Annotated in this window: 20 protein-coding genes; 7 read left to right on the top strand and 13 right to left on the bottom strand. The window is 67.0% G+C overall.

All coding sequences use genetic code 11. The features are described from left to right. Positions 1-7 precede the first annotated feature (7 nt). From IEY68_RS14485 to IEY68_RS14505, 5 genes are read left to right on the top strand one after another with little or no spacing between them, the layout of a single operon-like run. Positions 8-340, top strand: coding sequence for a 2Fe-2S iron-sulfur cluster-binding protein (locus IEY68_RS14485; RefSeq protein ID WP_229718779.1), 333 nt, complete (start codon positions 8-10; stop codon positions 338-340). Positions 341-365: 25 nt separating this feature from the next. Next, positions 366-2009 carry an FAD-binding protein gene (locus tag IEY68_RS14490; protein WP_062997617.1) on the top strand — a complete coding sequence of 548 codons (1644 nt, stop codon included), beginning with the start codon at positions 366-368 and terminating at the stop codon, positions 2007-2009. After that, positions 2006-2995 carry a thiamine pyrophosphate-dependent dehydrogenase E1 component subunit alpha gene (locus tag IEY68_RS14495; protein WP_062997615.1) on the top strand — a complete coding sequence of 330 codons (990 nt, stop codon included), beginning with the start codon at positions 2006-2008 and terminating at the stop codon, positions 2993-2995. The genes IEY68_RS14490 and IEY68_RS14495 overlap by 4 nt, the downstream gene beginning before the upstream one ends. After that, positions 2992-4002, top strand: coding sequence for an alpha-ketoacid dehydrogenase subunit beta (locus IEY68_RS14500; RefSeq protein WP_062997613.1), 1011 nt, complete (start codon positions 2992-2994; stop codon positions 4000-4002). The genes IEY68_RS14495 and IEY68_RS14500 overlap by 4 nt, the downstream gene beginning before the upstream one ends. 53 nt (positions 4003-4055) lie before the next feature. After that, positions 4056-4289 (top strand): biotin/lipoyl-containing protein, encoded by a 234-nt coding sequence (locus IEY68_RS14505; protein WP_189094277.1) that lies wholly within the window; start codon positions 4056-4058, stop codon positions 4287-4289. 583 nt (positions 4290-4872) lie between these two features. On the opposite strand, the gene IEY68_RS14510 is transcribed toward IEY68_RS14505, so the two are convergent. The 7 genes from IEY68_RS14510 to IEY68_RS14540 form a co-directional block, all read right to left on the bottom strand. Next, positions 4873-5652 (bottom strand): SDR family NAD(P)-dependent oxidoreductase, encoded by a 780-nt coding sequence (locus IEY68_RS14510; RefSeq protein ID WP_062997611.1) that lies wholly within the window; start codon positions 5650-5652, stop codon positions 4873-4875. A 250-nt stretch (positions 5653-5902) separates the two neighbouring features. Next, on the bottom strand, positions 5903-6838 hold the full coding sequence (locus tag IEY68_RS14515; protein ID WP_062997609.1) for a cyclase family protein: 936 nt from the start codon (positions 6836-6838) through the stop codon (positions 5903-5905). Positions 6839-6939: 101 nt separating this feature from the next. Then, complete coding sequence (locus IEY68_RS14520) at positions 6940-7755, bottom strand: SDR family NAD(P)-dependent oxidoreductase (protein WP_063916248.1); 816 nt, start codon at positions 7753-7755, stop codon at positions 6940-6942. Next, complete coding sequence (locus IEY68_RS14525) at positions 7752-8636, bottom strand: alpha/beta hydrolase fold domain-containing protein (RefSeq protein WP_062997605.1); 885 nt, start codon at positions 8634-8636, stop codon at positions 7752-7754. Before IEY68_RS14525 ends, IEY68_RS14520 begins: the two co-directional genes overlap by 4 nt. A 480-nt stretch (positions 8637-9116) precedes the next feature. After that, positions 9117-10052, bottom strand: coding sequence for an IclR family transcriptional regulator (locus IEY68_RS14530; protein ID WP_062997603.1), 936 nt, complete (start codon positions 10050-10052; stop codon positions 9117-9119). 145 nt (positions 10053-10197) lie between these two features. Next, positions 10198-11544, bottom strand: coding sequence for an MFS transporter (locus tag IEY68_RS14535; RefSeq protein WP_189094278.1), 1347 nt, complete (start codon positions 11542-11544; stop codon positions 10198-10200). Positions 11545-11736: 192 nt separating this feature from the next. After that, complete coding sequence (locus tag IEY68_RS14540; protein ID WP_062997599.1) at positions 11737-13635, bottom strand: flavin-containing monooxygenase; 1899 nt, start codon at positions 13633-13635, stop codon at positions 11737-11739. 424 nt (positions 13636-14059) lie between these two features. On the opposite strand from IEY68_RS14540, the gene IEY68_RS14545 reads away from it, so the two are divergent. Next, on the top strand, positions 14060-14875 hold the full coding sequence (locus tag IEY68_RS14545; RefSeq protein ID WP_062997597.1) for an SDR family NAD(P)-dependent oxidoreductase: 816 nt from the start codon (positions 14060-14062) through the stop codon (positions 14873-14875). 206 nt (positions 14876-15081) lie between these two features. Here IEY68_RS14545 and IEY68_RS14550 read toward each other — a convergent pair whose 3' ends face one another. From IEY68_RS14550 to IEY68_RS14560, 3 genes are all read right to left on the bottom strand, one after another. After that, positions 15082-16683, bottom strand: a complete 1602-nt coding sequence (locus IEY68_RS14550) for a class I adenylate-forming enzyme family protein (RefSeq protein WP_189094279.1) — start codon at positions 16681-16683, stop codon at positions 15082-15084. Between the two features lie 442 nt (positions 16684-17125). Then, positions 17126-18484 carry a phosphotransferase family protein gene (locus IEY68_RS14555; protein ID WP_229718780.1) on the bottom strand — a complete coding sequence of 453 codons (1359 nt, stop codon included), beginning with the start codon at positions 18482-18484 and terminating at the stop codon, positions 17126-17128. Positions 18485-18651: 167 nt separating this feature from the next. Beyond that, the gene (locus IEY68_RS14560; protein WP_063916264.1) at positions 18652-19383 is read right to left on the bottom strand and encodes a tyrosine-protein phosphatase; all 732 of its coding nucleotides are present in this window, start codon (positions 19381-19383) and stop codon (positions 18652-18654) included. Positions 19384-19554: 171 nt separating this feature from the next. On the opposite strand from IEY68_RS14560, the gene IEY68_RS14565 reads away from it, so the two are divergent. After that, entirely contained in the window at positions 19555-20379 is an 825-nt protein-coding gene (locus IEY68_RS14565; RefSeq protein WP_229718781.1) for an SDR family NAD(P)-dependent oxidoreductase, read from the top strand. Between the two features lie 140 nt (positions 20380-20519). Here the strand turns inward: IEY68_RS14565 and IEY68_RS14570 are convergent, their stop codons facing one another. The 3 genes from IEY68_RS14570 to IEY68_RS14580 all read right to left on the bottom strand — a co-directional run bounded on the left by IEY68_RS14570 (position 20520) and on the right by IEY68_RS14580 (position 23342). Then, entirely contained in the window at positions 20520-21209 is a 690-nt protein-coding gene (locus IEY68_RS14570; RefSeq protein WP_062997589.1) for a TetR/AcrR family transcriptional regulator, read from the bottom strand. A 557-nt stretch (positions 21210-21766) separates the two neighbouring features. Then, the gene (locus tag IEY68_RS14575) at positions 21767-23014 is read right to left on the bottom strand and encodes a cytochrome P450 (protein ID WP_062997586.1); all 1248 of its coding nucleotides are present in this window, start codon (positions 23012-23014) and stop codon (positions 21767-21769) included. 109 nt (positions 23015-23123) lie between these two features. Next, positions 23124-23342, bottom strand: coding sequence for a ferredoxin (locus tag IEY68_RS14580; RefSeq protein WP_062997585.1), 219 nt, complete (start codon positions 23340-23342; stop codon positions 23124-23126). Positions 23343-23350: the final 8 nt, after the last annotated feature.

Consider the following 23350-nt stretch of genomic DNA (forward strand, 5'->3'; position numbering starts at 1 on the left):
GGTACGGGTGGAACCCGCCGGCATCGATCTCGACGTCGCGCCCGGTCAGACGATATTCGAGACCGCGCTCGCGGCGGGAGTGACATGGCCGACCGTCTGCTTCGGCCAGGCGCGCTGCACGGCGTGCGCGCTGAAGATCCTCGACGGGCACCAGAACGCCGGGCCCGTCGAGCCCGAGGAGCGGGACCTGCTCCAGCAGATGGCCAGTCGTCGCCGCCGATCCGCGATACGCGACACCCGGATCGCTTGCCGGATGACGGTGCTCGGCCCGGTGACCGTGGACAAGCGCGGCGCGAAGAGGCAGACCGATCCCGAAGCGAACGGTGATCGAAATGAATGAGAACACTGGTGGATTCGAGGCAAATGTGACAACGCAAGATCGTGCGGCAGGAAAGGACGACACCACCTACGACGTGATCGTCGTCGGTTTCGGTGGCGCCGGAGCCTGCGCGGCCATCGCCGCCGCCGACGCCGGCGCCTCCGTGCTCGTCCTCGACCGGTCCTATGGCGGTGGGTCCACCTATCACTCCGGTGGAGTGGTCTACGCCGGCGGCGGGACCGGCACCCAGCGGGCGGCGGGCGTCCCCGACAGTGCCGACAATATGTACGCGTACCTGCGCAAAGAGATCGGTGACGCGGTCACCGAGGAGACGCTGCGCCGGTTCGTCGACACCAGCCCGGCGATGATCGAGTGGCTCGAGGCACAGGGGCTCGAGTTCGAAGGCAGCGTCTGCCCCTACAAGACCTCCTATCCCACCAACCGGCACTACCTCTACTATTCCGGCAACGAATTGGCCGCCGGCTTTTCGGATATCGCCGAGCCGGCGCCCCGAGGCCACCGCGTACGAGCGAAGAACTTCTCGGGTGCGACCTTCTTCGAGCGGCTGCGGGACTCCGCCCTCCGGAAGGGCGTGACCTTTCGCCCCCTCGCCGAGGTGTCCGGCCTCATCGTCGACGGTGATGCGATCGTCGGCGTCGAATTCCACGCACCCGCACCGGACCGTATGCCGGGCCGAGGTTTCGAAAAGCTCACCAAGTTGGCGGAGAAGCTGCAGGTCTGGCACAACTCGTCAGGAATACGACTGAACCGGATCGTCGAGCGTGATCGCCGTAAGCGCGCCACGGCGCACCGGGCGCACGCTCGAGCGGGCGTCATCCTCTCGGCCGGCGGGTTCGGCTTCAACCGAGCACTGGTGGACCAGTACGCACCGGCCTGGTCGGCGATCGACGCGCTGGGGACCGTCGGTGACGACGGTACGGCACTCCGGCTCGGCGCCCAGGTCGAGGCCCGCACAGCCAAATTGGGGTCGATGTCGGGATGGCGGTTCATCGCACCACCGTCAGGTTTTCTGGAGGGCATCGTCGTCGACGGCGACGGTGTTCGATTCGCCAACGAACAGCTCTACGGGGCAACGATGACGACGCCCATGGTGGAGGAACACCAGGCGCGGGCCTTCCTGATCGTCGACTCCGCGACCTGGCGACTTGCCCGCAGTCAAACACGCACCCAGGCAGCCTTCTTCCACGTACCGCAGCTGGCATATGTTTTCGGCCCGGCCGGGCACTCGAAGGCCGCTACGCTGACCGAGCTGGCCGCTGCGATCGGCGTCTCCGCGGAGGGTTTGACAGCGACTGCCGCACAATACAATTCGGATATCGATCAGGGCCGCCCCGACGCTTTCGGGAAGAAGGACGAGGTCCGGCATCGGCTCGATGAAGGCCCGTTCTACGCCGTCGATCTGTCGCCCGATGTCTCCGTCACCTACCCGTTCAAGTTCATCACCCTCGGCGGCCTGGTCGTCGACGAAGCGACCGGCCAGGTCGTCCGGGAGAACGGCGAGACGATTCGCGGGCTCTATGCGGCCGGTCGTTCCGCCGTCGGCCTCTGCAGCAACAGTTACGTCTCGGGCTTATCGCTCGCCGACGCCGTGTTCTCCGGTCGCCGGGCCGGTGAACACGCCGCCGGCGTATCGACGTCAACCACCATCGAAACCCAGGAGAGGTCATGACCCCGACCACGCCGGTCCCCGACGCCGACACCCAGGTCGCGCTCTACCGCACGGCGACCCGGATCAAACTCTTCGACGAGAAGTATCTGTCGTTGATGAAAAGCGGCGCCATCGGCGGCATGTACTACTCGCCGCGCGGCCAGGAGTTCGCCGCTGTCTCGGTCGCGGCTCATCTGCGCCCCGACGACTACGTCGTCACCATCTATCGCGGTCTGCACGATCAGATCGCGAAAGGTGTACCACTGCGCGAATTGTGGGCCGAATTCCTCGGTAAGGCCGCCGGCACCTGCGGCGGGAAGGGCGGGCCGATGCACGTCACCTCCCCGGAGCACGGCCTGATGGTGACCACCGGTGTCGTAGGTTCCGGCCTGCCCATCGCGAACGGCATCGCCCTGTCCGCCGCGATGCGCGGAACCGACCAGGTCACCGTGGTCAACTTCGGTGACGGCGCCTCCAATATCGGCGCCTTCCACGAATCCCTCAACCTGGCCTCGGTCTGGAAACTGCCGGTGGTCTTCGTCTGCCAGAACAACCTGTACGCCGAGTACACCCCACTCGCCGACGGCACCTCCATCGACCGCATCGCCGACCGCGCCGCCGCCTACTCGATGCCCGGTGTCACCGTCGACGGCAACGACCCGATCGCGACGTACCGGGTTGCCGGTGACGCAGTCGAGCGCGCACGCCGTGGCGACGGCCCTACTCTCGTCGAGGCGCTGACCTACCGGTTCAACGGTCACGTGATCGGCGACCAGCAGGTCTACATCCCCAAAGAGGAGTTGTCGGCCGCCATTGCCGCCGATCCCGTGCTGCGGTACCGAGAACAGTTGATCGCCGAGGGCACCGCCACCGCGGCGCAACTCGACACGATCGATGAGGAGGCGGCCGCCGAGATCGCCGACGCCGCCGAATTCGCGCTCAACGCACCTTGGCCGGACCCGTCCGCACTGACCACCGACGTGTACGCCGAGGAGGCGATCGCATGACCATCCAGGATGAGCGCACCACCGTCGCGACGAAGAATCTGCTCTTCGTCCAAGCGATCAACGAGGCACTGCACACCGCGATGGAACTCGACGACAGTGTCTTCGCGCTCGGCGAGGACATCATGGACCCCGGCGGGGGCGGGTTCGGCGTGCACAAGGGCCTGGAAACCAAGTACGGATCGGCTCGTGTACGCGCCACCCCGATCTCCGAGCAGGCGATCATGGGCGCGGCGATCGGTGCGGCGATGACCGGCCTGCGCCCGGTCGCCGAAATCATGCTGATGAACTTCGTGCACGTCTGCGCGGACCAGTTGATCAACCACGCCGCCAAAATGCGCTACATGTCCGGCGGGCGCACCCCGGTGCCACTGACCGTCCGCACCGCCACCGGCACCGGCGGCGGATTCGGCGCCCAGCACTCCGATATGCTCGAGGCACCTCTGGCGCATGCGGCCGGCCTCAAAGTCATCGTGCCCAGCAACCCCGCCGACGCCAAGGGACTGCTCCTCTCCGCCATCTTCGACGACGACCCGTGCGTCTTCGTGGAAATGACCGGGCTGTACTTCGCCGCGAAGGGCGAGGTCCCCGAGGGGGATTACCGAGTACCACTGGGCCGGGCTGCCATTGCTCGCCCGGGCAGCGATGTCACCATCCTCACCTACGGCAGGCAGGTTCTCGACAGCCTCACGGCGGCGCAGACCCTCGCCGGCGAAGGAATCGACGTCGAGGTGATCGACCTCCGAACGATCCAGCCGCTCGACCTGCCCACCATCCTGGCTTCGGTGGCCAAGACCAAGCGGGCTGTGATCGTCCACGAAGCGGTGCGGCGCGGCGGTTTCGGCGCCGAATTGGCCGCCACTGTTCAAGAAGAGCTTTTCGGCGAGCTCGCCGGCCCGGTGCTGCGAGTAACGGCGCCGAACACCCCGGTGCCCTATGCCGGAACGCTCGAGCAGGCCTATCTTCCCGGCCCCGACAAGATCGCCGCGGCCGTCCGCACGCTCGCCTAGCGAGCACTCGATAATCCCCTACCGAAATCGCACCTACTTCAGGAACAAGGACAGTGACCGTGGAAATCAAGATCCCACAACTCGGCGTGACCATGACGGAAGGCGAGATCACCGAGTGGCTGGTGGAGGACGGGGCGTCGGTCACCGAGGGCGAGCCGATCTACAACCTGGCCACAGACAAGACCGAAACCGAGATCGAATCACCGGGCACGGGGACCCTCGAAATCGTGGGCGAGATCGAGACGACCTACGAGGTCGGGACGGTCGTCGGAAGAATCCGCCAGTAGGAACTGCTCGTGGTCGAGGAGAACGCACATGTCCGAGCCGCATGAAACAGCCGGCAATGACGCGACCGCCCCCGAACCCGGGCCGACAGGGCAGGGGACCCGGGCAGAGTTCCGGATATTCACCGGCGAGCCGGTCGTCGATCTGTCGCAGATCATGGACTTTCCGGGCTATCCCGAGGAAGTCGTGGATTCGATCCCGCCCGAGGAATTCGCGCTCATGGCGGGAGGTGCCCTCTGTACCCCGAGGGGCTCGGTACGGCTACCGCGCCGGCCCCGAAGGCGTGACGGTCTTGGAGTTCCGGCACGCCACGAAGTTCGATATCGACATCACCGACAGGCGCCCCTCTGTCTGGAGCGAATTACGCAGATCCGCACGTGAACACAACGGCTGGCCGGGCTTCTACGAAGCAGCCGGCTATCGGAGCCAGAATGTCGGCACGGACCGATAGCGCAACCAGCTGACCTGTCAGCACGACCCTCCCCCGAAGGCCGGCCACGGACTTCGGGGGATTGTCGCGCCCCGATCCGGACGGGCAGGGCGAGGTGGCAACGCTGTCGGCCGGGTGTCTTCGCGCGCGGGCGGTCACGCCGTATCGAACCCGGGCCGATGCGGCCCGGCGAGGTGGCCGCCGTCGACGACGATGCCGGCTCCGGTGCAGTACGAGCTCTCGTCGGAGGCAAGGAAGAGGGCGGCCTGCGCGACCTCGATGGGGCGGCCGAGCCGGGCGATCGGCTGAAGACCGACCAGGTCCTGCAGCGCCTTGCGAACGGCCTCCGAGGCTCCTTCGACCAACGGCGTCTGCATGATGCCCGGATGCACGGAATTCACCCGGATACCGTGGCGTCCGAGTTCGAGGGCTGTGGTCCGGGTGAGCCCGGTGACTGCGAACTTCGTTGCCGCGTAGGTGGCCATCCCGGCCACACCGACGAGACCATCGATGGAGCTGATGTTGACGATCGAGCCGCCGCCCCGTTTCCGCATGGCGGGGATGACGGCCCGGATGCCGCGCCAGACACCGCTGAGATTGAGATCGACCAATAGCAAGTGGTTCTCGGTCGTCTCATGCTCGATCGGTCCGGGGATGGTCCCGGTTCCCGCGTTGTTGACCAGCACGTCCACGCCTCCATACGTGCCGGTGCATTCTCGGACGACGGCCGCCCAGTCCTCGGCCCGCCGGACGTCGAGCCGGCGGAAAGTCGCCGATGCGCCGAGCTCCACCGCGACAGCGGAACCGCGATCCATATCGACGTCCGTCAGCACCACGACTGCTCCCTGTTCGGCGAACAGCCGTGCCTGGGCCTCGCCGAGGCCTCGAGCGGCGCCGGTCACGAGGGCGACCTTGCCGTGCAATCGATCTCCCATTACGTACTCCTCATCGAGTCGACAGTGCGCGAGTACGGCGGTTCCCGATAGCTGCGCACCAGCGTTGTCGTGCAAATATTCGGTCCCGCGGCCCCGCACGAAGAGCCGAGGGTGTGGTCTGCGATCCCGGACCGCTCGACCACCCAGATCAGCGACGGGACGGTCCGCGAGGTTCGTTCGCAGCAGCGAAAGAGGCGCTGGCAGCCGGACGTCGACGTCGAGGGCCCGTCGGTACAGCCGGATCGAAGGGTCAGGTCACGAAGATCGGGTTGACGGGGCTGCCCGTCGCCCCGGTGACCTTCAGCGGGCCGACAGTGAACAGACCCAGGTAATCACCGGCGCGAGCCGGGGCGGCGAGATCGAGGTACTCGATCAGATAGATGCCGTGGTCCACCAGCAGGGTCTTGTGCACCCCGAGGAAATCGCCCCGGTCGAACGGGATGACCTCGACAGCGGCGTTGTCACTGCCCACCAGGACGACGTCCTGGGCGGCGAGCCACGATGCCGCATCGAGGCCGATACCCGGCTGGCCGATCGCTTCGGGCCCGGGGCGATTCTCCAGCCAGTACTGCAGATATCCGGTACGGATCAGGACGGCATCCCCCGCTCCGATCTCGACGCTCTGCTTACGTGCTGCGCCCTGCAGGTCGTTCGCGGTGAGGACGCGACCGGGCGTGATCCAGTCCTCGGCGCAGCCGAAGTAGCCGACCATGTCGAGGAGCACGCCGCGCGCGGCGACCGCCCCGACCTTGTCGATGCCGAGTTTCGTGGCACCGGCCGTGGCCTGCATCGCCTGGTAGCCGGTCCCGTTGTAGTGCTGGTACTCGTGGTAGACGTGGATCAACGCGTCCATATGGCTCGTCGTATGCGACGCCATGATGAGCACATCCTCGTGCGACCCCGTACCGGGCGCGCAGCCGAACTCCGGCGGCGCCGTGCCCTCGTCGGTGGAATCCTGCAAGGTGAGGCGCATCGGAGTTCCGCGGTATTCGATCAACGGCACGTCTCGCGACTGAATCGGGATACCGAGGCTGTAGACGCGGCCGGAGGTGATCGCGGCGGCTGCCCGGCGGACGGTGTCGGGGCCGAGCAGGTTCAGCGCGCCGCGCTCGTCGTCGACACCCCAGCGGTACCAGTTGTTGGCCCTGTCCGGAGCACCGGTGGAGCGAAGATCACTGGTGGTCACTGTTGTTGTCCTCTCGTCGTCGTTGACGTGAAATCGAGGATGTATGAGTTGCCGCGAAGGGGACCGGGGCGTTCGCCGGACGGCTGCCACCGCCTCGACCGTCAGCTCATGGTCGTGCCACCGTTGGGCCGCAGTGTCTGCCCGGTCATGAACGACGAGGCGTCCGAGGCGAGGTAGAGCAGGGCGAGCGCGATGTCACGCGGAGTGCCGATGGTGCCGAGTGCGGCGAGACGGGCGCGTTCGGCGATAAGGTGCGCGTGCGCGTCCTCGTCCACCGACCCGTCGTCGGCAATGTAGTTCGCCGCCACCATCGGGGTGTCCACGAAGCCCGGGGCCACCGCGTTCACCCGGACACCCGAGGGCCCGTACTCGGCGGCTGCCGTCTTCGTCAAGTGAATGACCGCGGCCTTTGTCATGCCGTAGACCGACAGGCGCGGCACCGCGATCTCACCTCCGGTGGAGGCGACGTTGACGATCGATCCCCGCCCCCGCTGCGCCATCCGCCGGCCGGCTGCCGCCACGCCCCAGTAGACGCCGAACAGGTTGACGTCCGTGATCCGGCGGACCTCGGCCTCCTCTGCTTCATCCAGGGTGAAGTAGGCGATAACGCCGGCGACGTTGGCCCAGATATCGAAGCCGCCGGCCTCGGCGGCGGCAGCGTCGGCCAGGTCCTCGACCTGGCCGCGGTCGCATACGTCGAGTGTTCTGATCAACGTCGAGCGACCGGCGCCGGCAACCCGCTCCTCGGTCTCCTTCAAGCCGGAAAGGTCGCGGTCGGCAAGTATCACGTCGGCCCCGGCCTCGGCGAAGACGACCGCGGTCTCGCGGCCGATCCCACTCGCCGCTCCGGTGACGACCGCCGTCCGCCCGCTCAAACCGAAGGCCTGCGGTGCTGGAACCGTGTTTTTCGTTGTCATCGGTTTCCCCTGATTCCCGGCGCTCCCGCCGACTCTGCCAACCGTGCCGGCGCTGCGAACTCGTCGAGGAACCGCACGATGCCCTCGACCGCCTCGACGGACCCCGGTGCCTGCGGGTAGCCCAGATGCCATACGTGTGGGAGTCCGTCGAAGAGTTGGATCCGTGCGGTGGATGCGATGTCACCGAACCTGACCGCGTCGTCCCGCAGGCTTTCGTCGCGGCTTGCCTGGACCAGGATCGGTGGGCCGGCGGCCGTCCACTCCCCCCACAGCGGCGAGACGTAGGGGTCGGTCGCCGGGTGGCCCCCGAGATATATCGCGGCCGCCTGGTCCGCCGACTGCCGGGAAAAGATTTCGTCCGTACCCGCATTGTCCGTGAACGAGGCGGCACTGTTGCTCAGGTCGAGCCAGGGCGAGCAGAGCACCGCGGCCACGGGCGCGGCCAGCCCGCGGTCCGCGGCAGCGAGCATCAGAGCCGCGGCGAGCCCGGCTCCGGCGGACTCTCCGCCGACGAGCACGCGGCGCCCCGAGTCGAGCAACGCGGTGTATGCCAGTACGGCGTCGATCAACGCCTCGGGGTAAGGCCGCTCGGGTGCGAGACGGTAGTCCACCGATAGAACCTCACAGCCGCCGGCCACCGCAAGAGCGCAGTTCCAGGCAGTGAAGGCTCGCGCGGAGCCCATCCGATACCCCCCGCCGTGGAACCAGAGCATGCTCCGGTCGTCACCCGTCGCGCTGTCCGGCCGAACGGCCATGACGGGGACCCCGCCCAAGGCCTTGTCCGAAACCTGGACACCCGGCGGGGGCACCGCTGCGGCGCCCGCCTGCGCGACGGCCCGCCGCGCAGCCAACTCCGGGGTAGCGGCCGGACCGCGGGTCATGCCGCACGTCCAGCCTCGGCACCGAGCATTTCGGACTTCGAATCCACCTGCATGAGATCACCTCGATATGTCTTCCAGCACCGGCCGTCCTGCCAACCGGTACGCGATACCGGAATATACTCCGTCAAATACACGCTTGTTTCGTAATTGCGAAACTACCCACGAAATCTCGGGTGACTCGGAGAACGGGTCGCACCGCGGGCAGGGCGAGCCCGGGATGACGACGGGAACCAGAAGTTCGGGCCGGATCAGGCCGATCGACGGCGAAACGCCGATCCGGCACACGCTGACAACCGTCGGCCCCGACCGGGCGGCCGTCGGTCGATCAGACGAAGGGCAGCCGTTCCGGCCGCTCGGACCCACAGCAGCCGCCATGGGCGTTCACCGCTCACCAGGACATGTAGGGGCGAGCACCGCCCGGTCCGGGAAACCCGTTCACACGGCTCGAACGCGGCACGTGCCGCGCCGGGCGACGACCTCTCAGGAGGCGTCGTACACCCAATCGCCGGCGGGGACCCGACCGCCGATGGCCCTCGTCAAGGACAGCCCCGTCTCGACGACGGAAGAGGCCATGCTCTCGATCTCCGCCCCGGTCGCCGCATTCAGGCCCGTCAGCGTGATCGCGAATTCGACGCTGGTATCCGGACCGAACACCGGCGCGATGATCATCTTCGGCAGGTAGGTCTCGTCCGGACTCTCGCCGAGCAGATCGTACGAGTCGAGCGTGGCCGCTATCCGTGCGACGCGCTCTCGGAGGTCACCGTGGGTATTTCGACCGAGTATCTCCGCTTCGATCTCGTCGAGGCGCGGGTTGGAGAGTTTGACGGCGAATCCCCGTTCCCGTATCCGCCGCAGCGCGTCGTGCAGATGCTGCTCGGTCTCCTTCAGTTCATCCGTCCTGCGTCCCCGGTCCCCCGCCGAGTCTTCCGACAGCCCGCGCGCCAGCCATCGGCGCACCGCGTCCATCGAGCTGTAGGCGAGCCAGATCTCACCGAAGGGGGGCACCAGCGGAACGCGGTGCCCCGGTGCAAGCCCCCGGGTGTTCCGCGATGCCCGGCCCGCCACGACGAGCAGCAAAATCTCGTCGGCGACGAGGACGCTGCCGAGACAATCGGCATTGTGCCGGTCCGCCAGCCGCTCCAGCTCGGGACGAGCGAGGTCGACCACCGGGTGGCGGGCACACGCCGCCCGCCCCACAGCCACCAGAGCCGGTCCCAATTCGTAGGTCTTGTGCCGCCGGTGCCGGATGAGGTAGCCGGCGTCGGTCAGGGCTTGGAGGACCGAGGTGAGCGACGACGGACTCGCACCCACCTCGTCCGACAGCTCCGACAGCGTGAACGACCGCCCGGGATGAGTCGTGAAGTAGTCGAGAACCGCGACGGCACGTACCGCCGATCTCGCCGATGGGGTCGGCACAGGACACCTCACTCAGCCGCCGAACGCTCGGCGGGGTCGCGGAATACGGACGATCGCACGATACCCGCAGCGCCGGCCGATCTGCGAATTCGCTTTCGATATGACGTCGTGACAGTCCGCAGGCCTGATCGGCCATATCCCGGGATCAGATGCTCAGAGCCTCGCCCCCTTTCCCTGACGGACTCCCCGCTGTCTTCGCTTCCTCGCCGGCGATATCCACATAGCGGGGCTTCGCGACGACGATGACGACGCAGCCGAGAACAGCGGCGGCGACCACGAGCAGCGCGGGGGCGTAGGGGTTGCCGGTGGAGGCAGCGAGTTTCGCGGCGGCGTAGGGCCCGAAACCGCTGCCCAGCACCGATCCCACCATGTAGCCGACGGCAACGCCGCTGTACCGGATGCGGGTCGGGAACAAACCCGTCGATGTCGCCAGCACCGGCGGGGCGATCATCTGGGTGAACACCAGCAGGACGAGCACCGTCAGGGCGACGCCGACGATGCTCGAGGAGTTACGGAGCACCGCCATGGCCGGCACGATGAGGACCACCACCACGACGAGGACAGTGCAGAGCAGGCGCTTGGGACCGACCCGGTCGACGAGCGCACCGGAGACGAAGATCAGCGGGATGGTGACAGCGCCGACGCCCGCGAAGATCAACGAAACCGGCCCTGGCTCGAGATGTCCGGCCCCGTTGATATATACCGGCAGGTAGGCGATCAGCAGATAGGCGATCAGCCCGTTGACCAGCGCGAGGCAGATGCACTGGAGGACCGCGCCGCGGTACCGGGCGAAGACCTCGCGAAGAGGGGCGGCGGAGCCGGCCTGCTGTTCCGTCAGCGCCGCGAAGGCAGGTGACTCCGCGACGCGCGTGCGCAAGGCGAGGCAGACCAGGGTGAGCGGAAGGACGAGCAACAGCGGGACCCGCCAGCCCCACTGCGTCATGGTCTCGGTGCCCAGTACCGAGGCGGTGATTCCCACGACCAGAGGGGCGAGCGCCGCGCCGAGGGAGAAACCGATGGGCTGCAGGGTATTGAACCGTCCGGCGTTGTCCGACGTCCCGTGCTCTGCGGCGTACACCGAGGCGCCGGACAGCTCGCCGCCCGCGGAAAAACCCTGCAGTAGCCTGGCCACCACGAGCAGGATCGGCGCCGCGATGCCGACCACCGAGTAGGTGGGGAGCATTCCCATCACGACACTGCTCACGCCCATCAACACGATAGTGATCAGCAGGGTTCGCCGACGGCCGATACGATCGCCCAGGCGTCCGAAGAAGATTCCGCCCAGCGGCCGCGCGACAAAGCCCGCCGCGAAGACCAGCAGGGTCGACAGGACCGCCGCCGCGGGATCCCCGTCGGGAAAGAACGCCGGGGCGACGAAGATTACCAGGTAGGTGAAAACCGTGAAGTCATAGGCTTCGACGGTACATCCGAAGATTGTCGCCAGCGCAGCTCGTCGACGGGCGACTCTTGCGGACGTGGGGCCGGTATTCACGATATGTCTCCACTCGGGTGCTCTGCGGTCGCCGGTTCGATCGTGGGGCGGGGCCGCGCCGGCCACGCCGCCGGCTCAGGGGGTGGGTTCGCGCGTCCGGCGCACCGCGGGAAGGCATGACCCGTGGCGGCCGAGCAAACCTGGACGGCCATGCGGGGAAACGGTTTCCACCGCGAGGACCGTGCACGACTGTCAGGACAGGATGAAGTGGTCCAGGTCCGGTCGAATGCACTGCTCGTGGTATTCCTCGAAGTCCCACGGGGCGTTGACACCGAGTTTGCCGTGTGAGTTGACGTAGTAGTTCGAGCCGGGCACGCCCTCCCCGGACAGGTAAACCAGTTCCGCAGCGCGGCGCTGGAGCCGATCGTTGTACTCGTCGCAGACATCCTTGCGGACCTCGATTCGCCGCGCCCCCTCGTCGAACATGGCGAGCAGGCACTGGGCGATGTAGCTCGACCACACCTCGAACCACATCGGCAGGGTGTTCGCTCCCGCGACCGGCTGCGAGTTCGGGCCGTACAGGATGAACATATTCGGAAACCCGGGAACCGCCATGCCCAAGAAGGCCTCCGCCCCGCTCTCGGCCCAGTGCTCGTGCAGCGAGTCGCTGCGACCCAGGTACTCGGTCGACCACAGGTAGCGGTCGGTCTCGAACCCGATCGCCGCGATGATGAGGTCCAGGGGGTGATCCCGCCCGTCGGTGGTCCGGATCCCGTCCGGGGTCAGGCATTCGATGGGCGTGGTCACGAGCTCGACGTTGTCGCGGGTGAGCGCCTTGTACCAGCCGTTGTCGACCACGGGACGGCGGGCGATGGGCGCGTAGTCGGGGGTGAGCGCGTCCAGGAGATCCTGCCGGTCGCCGAGCTGCGCCCGCATGTACCCGACGAGAATGTCGCGGAGCATATCGTTGCGCTGGTTGACTTTTCCTCCGGAGGCGATCCACTCCGGGTCCGGCACGAGGAGATCATAGGCATCGAGCAACGGCACCACCGCGGTGTAGCGGCTCCAGTTCCAGTAGTACGGCATGGCGTGGAGCAACCACTGCTCCTCCGCGCCGAGCGGCTCCCCGTACTTCTCGCGGGGGCTTATCCATTGTGGAGTGCGCTGGAACACCGAGACGTGGTCGGCTTCGCGGGCGACCGCGCCGAGCAACTGCACGCCGGTAGAGCCGTTGCCGATGACCGCGACCCGCCGGCCTTCGACCGATCGGTCGGCCTGCCAGGCCGTAGTGTGGACGATCTCCCCGCGGAACTCGCCGGCCCCCGGAAGATCGAGCGCACGAGGCAGCGCGAACAGCCCGGCCGCGCTGACCACCACGCCCGCGCGCATCGACCTTTCACTGCCGTCGCTGGTCCGGACAGTCAGCTCCCACTCCGCTTCCTGGTCGTACCACTCCGCCCGCACCACGTCGTGTTCGAACCTGATGTGCTCGTACACACCGTGCTTGTGCGCCACGGTCTCCAGGTAGCTGCGCACCTCGCCCTGGCGTGCGAAGTGTTCGGTCCACCGGTGGTTCTTTTCGAACGAGAACTGGTATGTGGCACTGAGTGTGTCGACCCGGGCGTCGGGATACGTGTTGACGCTCCATACCCCGCCGGCCTCGCTCCTGCGCTCGAGCACCGTATAGGGGATCCCGAGCAATCCCAGCTGGACCCCCATCGCGATACCACTGAACCCGGCGCCCACGACGATCACCTGGAACCCGTCAGGGACTCGCACCCCACCTGCCGGCGGCTTCGTCTGGCGGGTGTACTCGTCGAACGCCAGCAGATCGCGCCGAGCGGCGAGGGCCGCGGCGGACACCGGTTCCAGGTGGGCCATCCGGATCAGCCTGTCGATCTCGTCCGCATCAGGAACTCGCGGCACGAAATTGCCGGCTTCCTCGCGCAGGAACCGGGCCGCGGCCGCCTTCAGCCGTGCGTGGTACGCCTGCGGGACGACCGGAAGTGCACCCGCGCCCCCTCGGACCGACTTCTCCTCCAGCGGGATCCCGGCGATCTCCGGATCGCCGGTGGCCTGGTAGAGCGCGATCCGCAGCGCTCCGAGCTCGGCACCGTGCAGCGCCTTGTTCAGGAAGTCGTCGTCGACCATGAGTCGTCCTCTCGATATGCGCGGTGATCACCGCTCTCCCCGGTTCCCGTCGGCTCACCCCGGCGCTCGAGCACCGGCACCGGTCGAGCGGGTGACGTCCGCTGACTGCTGAGAGCGAAGGTCCGGGGCGGCCCGCATCGCTTCGGGTGGCCGGACGGGCGGTCGTGGCTCACCTCGATAGAGACGTCGCTCTCAACTAGCCATGATGAAGGACACACACGCAATCCCGCAGCGATATCTGTTATTTCGCTCCAGATTTCGTTATTACGAAACCGATGCTTCGCCTGACACTGGGGGCGACCGACAACCCACCGCGGGGCCGCGCCCTTGACAGAACCGCACAGGCCGTGCGCATTATCAGTTAGCGGATTCGTATTCGTAATAACGAAGTCACATTTCTAATGGCGATGGAGAGGATCGGTAGATGCCTGATCTTGGATTGCAGGGCAAACGGGCCGTCGTGACCGGCGCGGGATACATACCCGACCGGGCCGGCCACGGGCGGTTCACCGCGCTGGCATTGGCCGAGGCCGGAGCCACCGTCGCCTGCGTCGACATCGATCCGGGCCGTGCGGACGCGATCGCAGACGAGATCGTGCGGTCGGGCGGGTCCGCGTTCGCAGTCGTCGCCGATGTCCGGGACCGCGATCAGGTGACACGGGCCTTCGACGAGGCAACGGAGAAAATGGGCGGCGTGGACGTATGTGTCGACATCGTCGGGTTCGCCACCTGGAACTCGGTGCTCGACGAGACACCCGAGAGCTGGAACGCGCAACTGCACGAGAACCTGACACAGGTCTTCTTCGTGTGGCAGGAGGCGGCCAAACGCATGGTCGCCCAGCGGACCGGCGGTTCGCTGGTCGCACTCTCGTCCGTCGACGGGACGCAGGCCGCTGCGTTCCACACCGCCTACGGAGCCGCGAAGGCCGGCGTGATCTCCCTGGCGAAGACCTTCGGTCACGAGTTGGGTAGGTATGGCATCCGTGCGAACACGGTCGCTCCGGGAAACGTCGGGAGCGGCAATCTCGATCAGCCCGACGGCGAGTACGCGGTCAACGGCATCAACCCGCTCGCCGCACCGCGCGCAACCGATATCGCCCGCTCCGTGCTGTTCCTGTGCTCGGATCTCTCGGCCCGGACCAGCGGACAGACACTGATCGTCGACGGCGGCGCGACGACGGCGGACCTGTGGGGTGTCACCGACGAGATGCTGCCGGCCCTGCGCGCGGCCCTCCCATAGGGACGACGCCCAGCCGTCGGTGCGGACGTCCCGGCAAACAAGGTCCGCGTTCCGGGCAGTGACACCTGCGCCGCCGGCCTCGGCCTGATCACTGCCGCTCTGCTGTCGCGGGCGAGCATACCGATATGGCCCCGGACGAGCAGAGCTCGCTCGGGGCATACGACGTTTCGACTCGCGGTCTCACCGGCAGGTCGCGTCACCGATCGTCAACTCGGGGCCGAGTCCCCGGCGAGGAGCGCGAGTTCGGCGCGGCTGAGCTTCCCCATCGCATTGCGCGGCAGGGTAGCCACGATCTGCACGGAATCAGGAGCCTTGAACGGGGCGAGACCGCGGGCCCGGCAGTGCGCACGCAGGACATCGACTGTCAGCTGGTCGAGTAGCGTACCCGGCTCGGCCACGATCAGAGCGTGGACGATTTCGCCCCGCGTCGTATCGGCCCGCCCCACCACTGCGGCATCCAGGACGCCCGGGTGTTCGACGAGCGCGTCCTCCACCTCGGACATCGAAATATTCTCGCCGTTGCGGACGATGATCTCTTTGATCCGGCCAGTGATGCGGACCAACCCGGCCGAACCGTGCCGGCGAGCCAGGTCCCCGGTCCGCACGAAGCCGAATTCGTCGAACGGTTCGCCGTCGGTCTCGGGATCGAGGTACCCGGCACACCGCTGGGGACCGGCGAGCCGTAGCTCTCCCTCGCCCATACCGACATCGCGCCCCTGCGGGTCGACGATCCGGATCTCCACGCCCTGGCCCGGCCGCCACGCCGACATGCGCATCGCTTCGTCGTCATCGGCTGGGGGATAACCGATGCTCGGGAACTCCGTGAGGCCGTACCCGTTCGAAACACCCGCCCCGCCCAACTCGTCGCGGGCGGCGGTGTGCAGATCCGGGTGGACCGGCGCTCCCCCGCCGATACAGTGCCGCAAGCGGGGGAACAGCCGCTCGCCGGCCTGTTTGCGCTGGGCGGCCACGGCGGCCGCGAAGAACGGCGTAGCGCTACCGAGCAGGGTGGCGCCCGCACGGGCCATGGCCTGCGGCGTCGTCGCGGGGTCGAACACGTCGAACAGCACCAGGCGCGCGCCGGTCCGGAGCGCCGTCAGCAGCCAGACCATCCCGCCGATGTGGGCGAACGGGTACGCCATCGGGAATATGTCGTCCGGGCCGATCGTGAACTGGCTGTCGAGACTGCGCGACGCGGCGAGCACCGAGTCGTCGGTGTGCCAGACCCCTTTGGGACGTGCCGTGCTGCCCGACGTGGTGTAGAGCCATCGCGGCTCGTCCGATGGACGCGGCGGTGGAAGCAGGGCGGGGTCGGCCTGCGGGAGGGCGAGTTCTCCGGGACCCGCAGTCCGATGGTCTACCTCCAGCACCGTGCCCGCACCGGCGAACGACCGCACGACGTCGGCATGGCGGAAACCGCGCCACTCGGACGGCACCACGGCGAGCACGGAGCCGAACTTCCGGTGGAAGTAGCCGATTTCGGCTTCGCGCAGCACCGGTATCAACGGGTTCTGAACCGCGCCGAGCCGGTGGAACGCAAGGCACGTGACCACTGCCTCGATCGAGGTCGGCAACTGCCACATCACCCGGGTTCCGGGTCCGACCCCCAGCTCGTAGAACCCGGCGGCGACCCGTAGGACAGCGCGCCGGAAATCGGCGGCCGTCATCCGACGGTCTTGCTGGTCCTCCAGCAGAACCGTCTCGGGGTGCTGTCCGGCAGCGATCTCGACCTGGTGCCAGATCGCGGGGAGGCCGGTTCCTTCTCGCTCGTCCGATCCGGACACGAACATGCTGTCCGTAGGCGTCATAACATCCTCGCTGGCCGGTCCGGTGGCGCCGGAACGGCGGTTCGGGTGGCACTGCCCGCGGACCGGCCGAGGATTGCCGTTACGTCTCCGCGCAGGCCCGTCCTCGCTCGGTCACGAAGAGTCCTCCACAGTGGTGTGATGTCCCGGATCCATCGAGCCGGGCTGCCGGCAGATCGAGCCGGAGACAGTCGGCCGCTTCGCGGCCAACCGATGCCGCAAACGGTACCGAGACCGGCGGATCTTTGTCATCGTTTTAGTCAAATTACCAGGTGTATAGAATCGTCGAGAGCCCAAAAACCGGGTTCGAACTGCAGTATCAGCAGTCCGAAGTGGATTCGTCGTAATCGTCAGATTGTTTTCTGGACCGGGTCGCACAAGGCCCCGACGATGCAGCCAGGCTGCAGGGCCCGCGCCGAGTGCAGCGCGGGCCCTGCCACGCGAATCACCGCGGCGGAAACGCCTGGACGCGATGGTGCTGCACAATCGCCGACCCTTCCGGGCCGAGAAGCATCTGCGCGCGCTGGGTCCGGCGGTTGAACAACCGGAGGAGCTCGTCATCGTGTGATCCACCATCGGCGACCACGAACTTTTCGAGCGCCTCCTCCCCCTCCTGCCAGGCGGCGGGCCGGTACCCGAGCAGAGGTTCGAGGTCATCGAGATCGGCATCGGCGACCTTCTGCCCGATCTCGTCGAAGCGCTGGAGGTGCCGCGCGAGCCGGAAGGCCATCCGTGCCTCGTACCTGCTGATGTCGTCGGTCGCCGGAAAGGAGCGCAAAGACGCGACGAGGTGACCGAAGGCCGCGGCGGCGGGCGAGATGTCGGGACTCGGCACATCGAGCCGCTCGAGCTCGACACCGGCGTTTTCCGCGTACGCTTCGACGACCATGACGTTTGTCTCGGTGCACCACTGCAGGTTCGTCATGTATGCCGACCCGAGAGGCGGCGCCGCCAGCGCCGAGTGGAAGCTCAGCTGGTTGCTGAGGGTGAACGCGAAATGATGCCAGCGGATCGCGTCGAGGTCGACCGGCTCGCCGCGGTACTCGGCGTACCGGGAGTAGAGATCGTTGAAGTCTCCGTAGTTGATGATGGTGTCACGCATGCGCCAGCCGGCGAGATCCATCATCGGATCACCGAGATGGCCGAGCTCCAGGTCCATCAGCGTCAGCATGCGGCCGTCTCGATGCAGGAACTGGCCGGAGTCCCACACCACCGGAGCTTCCCGGCCGCCGGTGTCCGGTGGATTGCGGAACAGCCATGCCAGGGCCCACTCCATCAAGGGGTCCGGCCGCTGCTTCGTCGATCGGTAGGCGCGTTCGAACGCGGCGATGCCCGGCTGCCAGGACAGGTCGGGCGACGGCGCCTTGGCGATACCGGCCTCCACGAACGGCCGCGTGTCGAGGCTGTGCAGACGGGCGAGGGCCCGCAAGTACTGGTCGACGACCGCGTGTCGCTGGGCATCGGTGCTGTCGGTGAATTCGAATACGCCGTCGATCCGGTCCATGACATAGAAGTTCGGCTCGTCGGAGGAGCCGTGCACATGGGGCACGGGGAGCCCGGCATCCTCGAGGAGTCGATGGAAGGTCATCTCATGGTTCAGCGTGAACGGCGGTTCGGTATCGACCCGGGGGCCGCGAACGTAGAGCGGCAAGGTCTTACCGTCGCGGACGACGTCGACGAACCAGCAGGGTCGCCAGCGCGCTTGCTGCTCCATCCGGACGACCTCGCCGAGTTCGGATCGCAGCCAATCGCGAACCGACTCCTCGGTCGGGACGTTCTCACCCTGCGGTCGGTCGATGGTCACGGGCAAGCCTCCTCATGGGCTCAGCGTCCACATCGCCGAGGATTCAGGCGGGACCGCTGGGAAAGGACACCGGGATCCTCGAAAAGCTGATCCCGGCCACCTCGCCACCATATCTGACAGTTTCGTTAAATCCAACCTGGCGAGGCCCTCGCGGGTTCGACACCTCCTCACCGGACGTCGCCGGCATCGGCCGTCAGGCCCGTCCGGACGGCAGCGATATCGCCCGGGCTCGCCCCGTGACCACGTAGCCATGCCTCCACCTCCGCCGGCTCGGCACCGATGGTGGAGAAAACCACGTCGATTGCGCTGTCCGGCACACCGAGAACATCGGGCCGATATCGGTTGCCCCCGTGCCGATGACGTTCGAGCAGGGCGGGCATTGCGACCGCGGAACGGCGGTAGTCCGCCCGGATCGACTCCGCCTCCACTCCCAGCAGGCCCAGTATCACGGCCACGAGGACTCCGGTCCGGTCCTTCCCGCCCGTACAGTGGATCAACACCGGCCCTGGGGCCCGGCCGAGCACGCCGAGGAGCGGACCGGCGACCTCCCCGATCCCGGAGACGATCCGCCGGTACACCTGCGCCAAGCGCGGTTCGGCACGCTCCGCGCCCGACTCTGTCAGCCGGTCCAAGAGCGGAAACCGATGGACCGCAGCCCCCATCCGGACCAAGGGGTGCTCTTGTGCGAGCTCCGCGCGGGAGCGCAGATCGATGACGGTCGTCGGTGGCCATATCGCTACACCGGATGGAGTCCGATCCCCCGGCATCGGAGCGTCGGAGCGATAGAGGACGCCGGCGCGCACCGCGCCGGCGTTCCGTAGCGGCAACCCTCCGATATCGCGGAAATTCACCAACTGCGGTGTCGGCGCGTCGGACTCACCACGGAGACCTGGCGTCATCATCTCCTCCTACCCTCGACCGGGAATGGTTATGACGATACTGTCAGATATGCACATTCCCGGACAGCCGCCGATTCTGCCGATCTCCCACCCCCGCCGGGCCCTGCGATGAGCGCCCGGCCGAACTCGTGGTGGTCTCGCAGGTCAGGACTTCCCGGAACGGTCGCCGTAGTGGTCGGCGGAGCCGGCGGTCTCGGACTGGCGATCACCGATGATCTTCTCGACAATGACGTCCGCGTCGCCGTGGTCGATCGCGACCCGCAGGCCACGGCCGCGCTATATGGCCGGAACCTCTCGGAACTGATCGTGATCACCGGGGATGCTCGCGACGTCGACGTGCTGACCCGCCTCTACGGCGCTGTCGACGAGCGATGGGGCCGCCTGGATACCGTCGTTCACTGCGTCGGGGGCACCTTCCGGGCGAACTTCACCGACACCACCCCGAAGGGATGGGACACACTGTTGCGGACGAACCTGGTCCACATCATGCACTCCTGCTCGCTGGCGGTACCGCTGATTCGCAGAGGTGGTCGTGGCGGCAGCATCGTCAACCTGACCACGATCGAAGCTCACCGCGCCGCGCCCGGCTTCGCCGTCTATTCGGCCGCCAAGGCCGGTCTCGCCCACCTGGCCCGTTCCCTTGCCGTGGAATTGGCTCCGGAGCGCATCAGGGTGAACAACGTCGCCCCCGATCTCACCCCCACGACGCCGGGTGGGATCACGACCGGAGACGGCCGGTCCGCCGCAACCACGGGGACGGTGGGCGGGATGGCGGTCGGGCTCGATCCGACCGCGGCCGGCATCGCGATCCCCATGGGACGGACGGGAGTTCCCAGCGACGTCTCGGGAACGGTTGTGTTCCTCGCCTCGGATCTGTCCCGTTACGTAACCGGCACGACGATTCATCCGGACGGCGGGACATGGGCGTCGTCGGGCTGGTTCAACTGGCCGGATCACGGCTTTCTGCCGACGATACCGCCCGGCGTCACAGCTTGACGGTGTCGTCGACAGTCACGACGACACCGCGCACTTGCCGCGACATTCGGGCGTATGGCTCACCGCGATGCTCATCACGGAACTCCCGGCGACCGATCCGGGCCTGATTCGCGAGGCGGTCGCCGGCTGAAGAATGTTCGTCAGCGGTCTTCGCCGGGTTTGCCGTCGAGGATTGCCGTGATCGCTGTGGTGAGGGTATCGACGAATTCATCCATATCGACCGGCAGATCTTGCACGACGGCGAAGAACCACGAACGCTCGAGCATGGCGATGACCATCAGACCGAGTATTTCGGGAGCCGGAGTCGGCGCCGTCTGCCGCGCGCGCAGGCCGGTCCCCAGGATCCAGGCCACCCGCATCTGGATGCGTTGGGCAGATCGTATGAAAGTGTCGTCCGTCGGTGCCGATTGGGCAGTGGAGAACACGAACGCCCCGTGTTTGTCCATCAGCGCCAGGTAGCCACACACCCAGTCCCGGATTTCGCCGCGGGGCGCGGGCGTGGGGAAGGTGTCCCACCGGCCGACCAGTTCCAGAAAGTCGTGGTAGGCGGCTTCCCCGAGCAGATTGAAGACTTCGCGCTTGTCCTTGAAATATGTGTAGAACCCGGCCCGGGAAATCCCACAGGCGTCGGTGATGTTGTTGATCCGGGTGCCGGCGTAACCCTTCTCCAGGAACAGTCGGCGCGAGGCATTGATGATCGTCTCCCGCGTCTGCAGAGCCCTCGCCCCCAGCTCGGCCGCGCCCGCTTCGGGATGGTGTGTGACGGTGTCGTCAGGTGTGGTTTCGATGACTTCCTCCCACAGTCGGGCCAGCTCCGCGCAGTTGACCACGAGATGATACCGCCCGCCGCGCCGATCCGGCCGACCGCCAACGGGAAAGGCCTGACGTTACCATCAAGTGGACCCCGCGACTTCCTCGGCAGGATGCGGGAGCGGTTCCGGCACGTCCGTTCCGGTGACGGCGGCGGGCGCGACATCGTCGGCCGAAGGAGGGGTCGCTGCTGCAGGGCATCGGTCGGACACCGGGTCACGGCACCGACGAGCTCGTGACGGAGGCCTGCGTCGTGGACCAGCGCGGGCTGGATCGAACGGAGCGGGCGCGGGCGCTGCTGAACCCGGGCCCGTTCCGCGGCGGAGCCGACCGGGCACGTCCTCGTCGTCGTGATCACACTGAACCGGCCGGAAGCCCGCAACGCGGTCGACGCCGCGATGTGCCGAGCGGCCGGTGGGCTACTGGAGTAGACCGAGAAGGAGCCGACCGGGCTGTCGTTCTCACCGAGGCGAGCGATCGGGCCTTCCACCTGGGCGCGGATCTCGAGCGCTCGCGCGCGGTGACGCGGTGATCCCTGTGTCGTCCGTGACCGCGCCGAGCATCTCGGGTGACGAGCCTATCCGAACAGCACCGGTATCTCGGTGGCGCCCCGTTCGTACATGCCGATGAAGCGGGGCGTTTCCCCCTCGGGGTCGAGGCGGAGATTCGGCAGCCGGTCGAGCAGCCTGTTGATCCCCACCCGCATCTCGGCTCGTGCGACATGCATTCCGAGACAGACGTGCACGCCGCCGCCGAAGGCGAATGTCGGTGTGAGCGGCCGGGTGATATCGAACTCGTCGGGATCACGCCAGCGGTCGGGGTCCCGGTTGGCGGCGGCAACGCACAGATGCAGCACGGAGCCCGCGGGCATGTGTACACCGTGGAAGTCGACATCCTGCGTTACGTACCTGGAGAACATGGGATCGGTCGGCATCCACCGCAACGCTTCCTCGATCGCTGGCCGCAACAGCTCGCGATCCTCCCGTACCGCGTCGAGCACCTCGGGACGCTGCAGCAACGCGGTGAGCACGATGCCCATCTGCTTCCAGGTGGTACCCGAGCCGGCCGTCAGCAACAGGACCGAGAACGAGTAGATCTCGGCATCGGTGAGACGCGTGGTCTTCCCATCCTCGCCCTTCAGCTCTGCCTGCGCCAGAACGCTGATGAGATCGTCTTCCGGCTTCTCCCGCCGCGCGGCGACAATCGGCCGGAGGATCTCCACGATATCGTCCGGGCGCGACAACGCCGCACGAATTTCCAGCGCCTGCTCCACGGATACGCCGAAACTTCCGGTGATCGTGAGTACCGGAATGGCAGCACAGAAGTCGACATTGAGTTCGGCTCGCCCAGCGTCGGCGAAACCGTCGATGAGCTGATCGACGGTCTCCTCGATCCAGTTACGGATCCACCATTGCGCCTTGCCCGGTATGAACGACGGCTGCACCAGCGCCCGTGACCGCCGGTGCTGCAGACCGCCCATCGTCAACAAGCTGTTGCTCACGCTGAGCTCCCCGTTGTTCGGGTCGACAGGCTCGATCGACGAGGCGAAGACCTCTCCGTTGCGATACGCGGTATCGCACGCCGCGTAGCTGAAGGCCGAGAAGTGGGGGCGGTCCGGATGGGGCAGCCCTTGGAAGAGGGCCGGTCCCTCGTAGCCCGTCAACTCGTGAACCACACCGGCGTGCACGGGACCTTGTTCACGCAACCGGTGCCATACCGGGTATGGATCGCCCTCGTAACCACCACCGTGCGCCGCTCCGTAGGAACCTCGCAGATCGAATAATTCGCGAACGCGGTCGCGGTCGAGTATTGATGTAGTACTCACCTGTCACCTCACTGAATATCGGACCGTCGGCCGGGAACACCGATCCGGTGGTGACCCGGACGATCCCCGCGATAGTTGTAGAACTGGTTGCAACACAGACTGTCGGCTCTCACGCTTCGTCGACAATTCCCAGCGCGCCGGCCGGGCAGGCCTCGACCGCGGTCCGGACCGAGTCGTCGGGATCTGTCGAAGGGGTCAGTACGACCGCTTTCGCCTCCTCGTCCTGAGTGAAGGTGCCCGGAGCGTAGACAGTGCACATTCCGCTGCCGATACACGCTGTTCGGTCGACCGTGATCAACCGATCCGACGCCGTATCGAATGACTTCATTGCTTGTC

Origin of the sequence: Nocardia jinanensis (genome assembly GCF_014645735.1) — a bacterium.
In the GTDB taxonomy this organism is placed as follows: Bacteria; Actinomycetota; Actinomycetes; order Mycobacteriales; family Mycobacteriaceae; genus Nocardia; species Nocardia jinanensis.

Bases quoted from the DNA above. Each gene is read 5' to 3' on its own strand.
- IEY68_RS14525 (WP_062997605.1), bottom strand. From the start codon at position 8,636: ATGACCCGCGGTCCGGCCGCTACCCCGGAGTTGGCTGCGCGGCGGGCC.
- IEY68_RS14545 (WP_062997597.1), top strand. From the start codon at position 14,060: ATGCCTGATCTTGGATTGCAGGGCAAACGGGCCGTCGTGACCGGCGCG.
- IEY68_RS14510 (WP_062997611.1), bottom strand. From the start codon at position 5,652: ATGGGAGATCGATTGCACGGCAAGGTCGCCCTCGTGACCGGCGCCGCT.
- IEY68_RS14500 (WP_062997613.1), top strand. From the start codon at position 2,992: ATGACCATCCAGGATGAGCGCACCACCGTCGCGACGAAGAATCTGCTC.
- IEY68_RS14580 (WP_062997585.1), bottom strand. From the start codon at position 23,342: ATGAAGTCATTCGATACGGCGTCGGATCGGTTGATCACGGTCGACCGA.
- IEY68_RS14550 (WP_189094279.1), bottom strand. From the start codon at position 16,683: ATGACGCCTACGGACAGCATGTTCGTGTCCGGATCGGACGAGCGAGAA.
- IEY68_RS14495 (WP_062997615.1), top strand. From the start codon at position 2,006: ATGACCCCGACCACGCCGGTCCCCGACGCCGACACCCAGGTCGCGCTC.
- IEY68_RS14540 (WP_062997599.1), bottom strand. From the start codon at position 13,635: ATGGTCGACGACGACTTCCTGAACAAGGCGCTGCACGGTGCCGAGCTC.
- IEY68_RS14520 (WP_063916248.1), bottom strand. From the start codon at position 7,755: ATGACAACGAAAAACACGGTTCCAGCACCGCAGGCCTTCGGTTTGAGC.
- IEY68_RS14560 (WP_063916264.1), bottom strand. From the start codon at position 19,383: ATGACGCCAGGTCTCCGTGGTGAGTCCGACGCGCCGACACCGCAGTTG.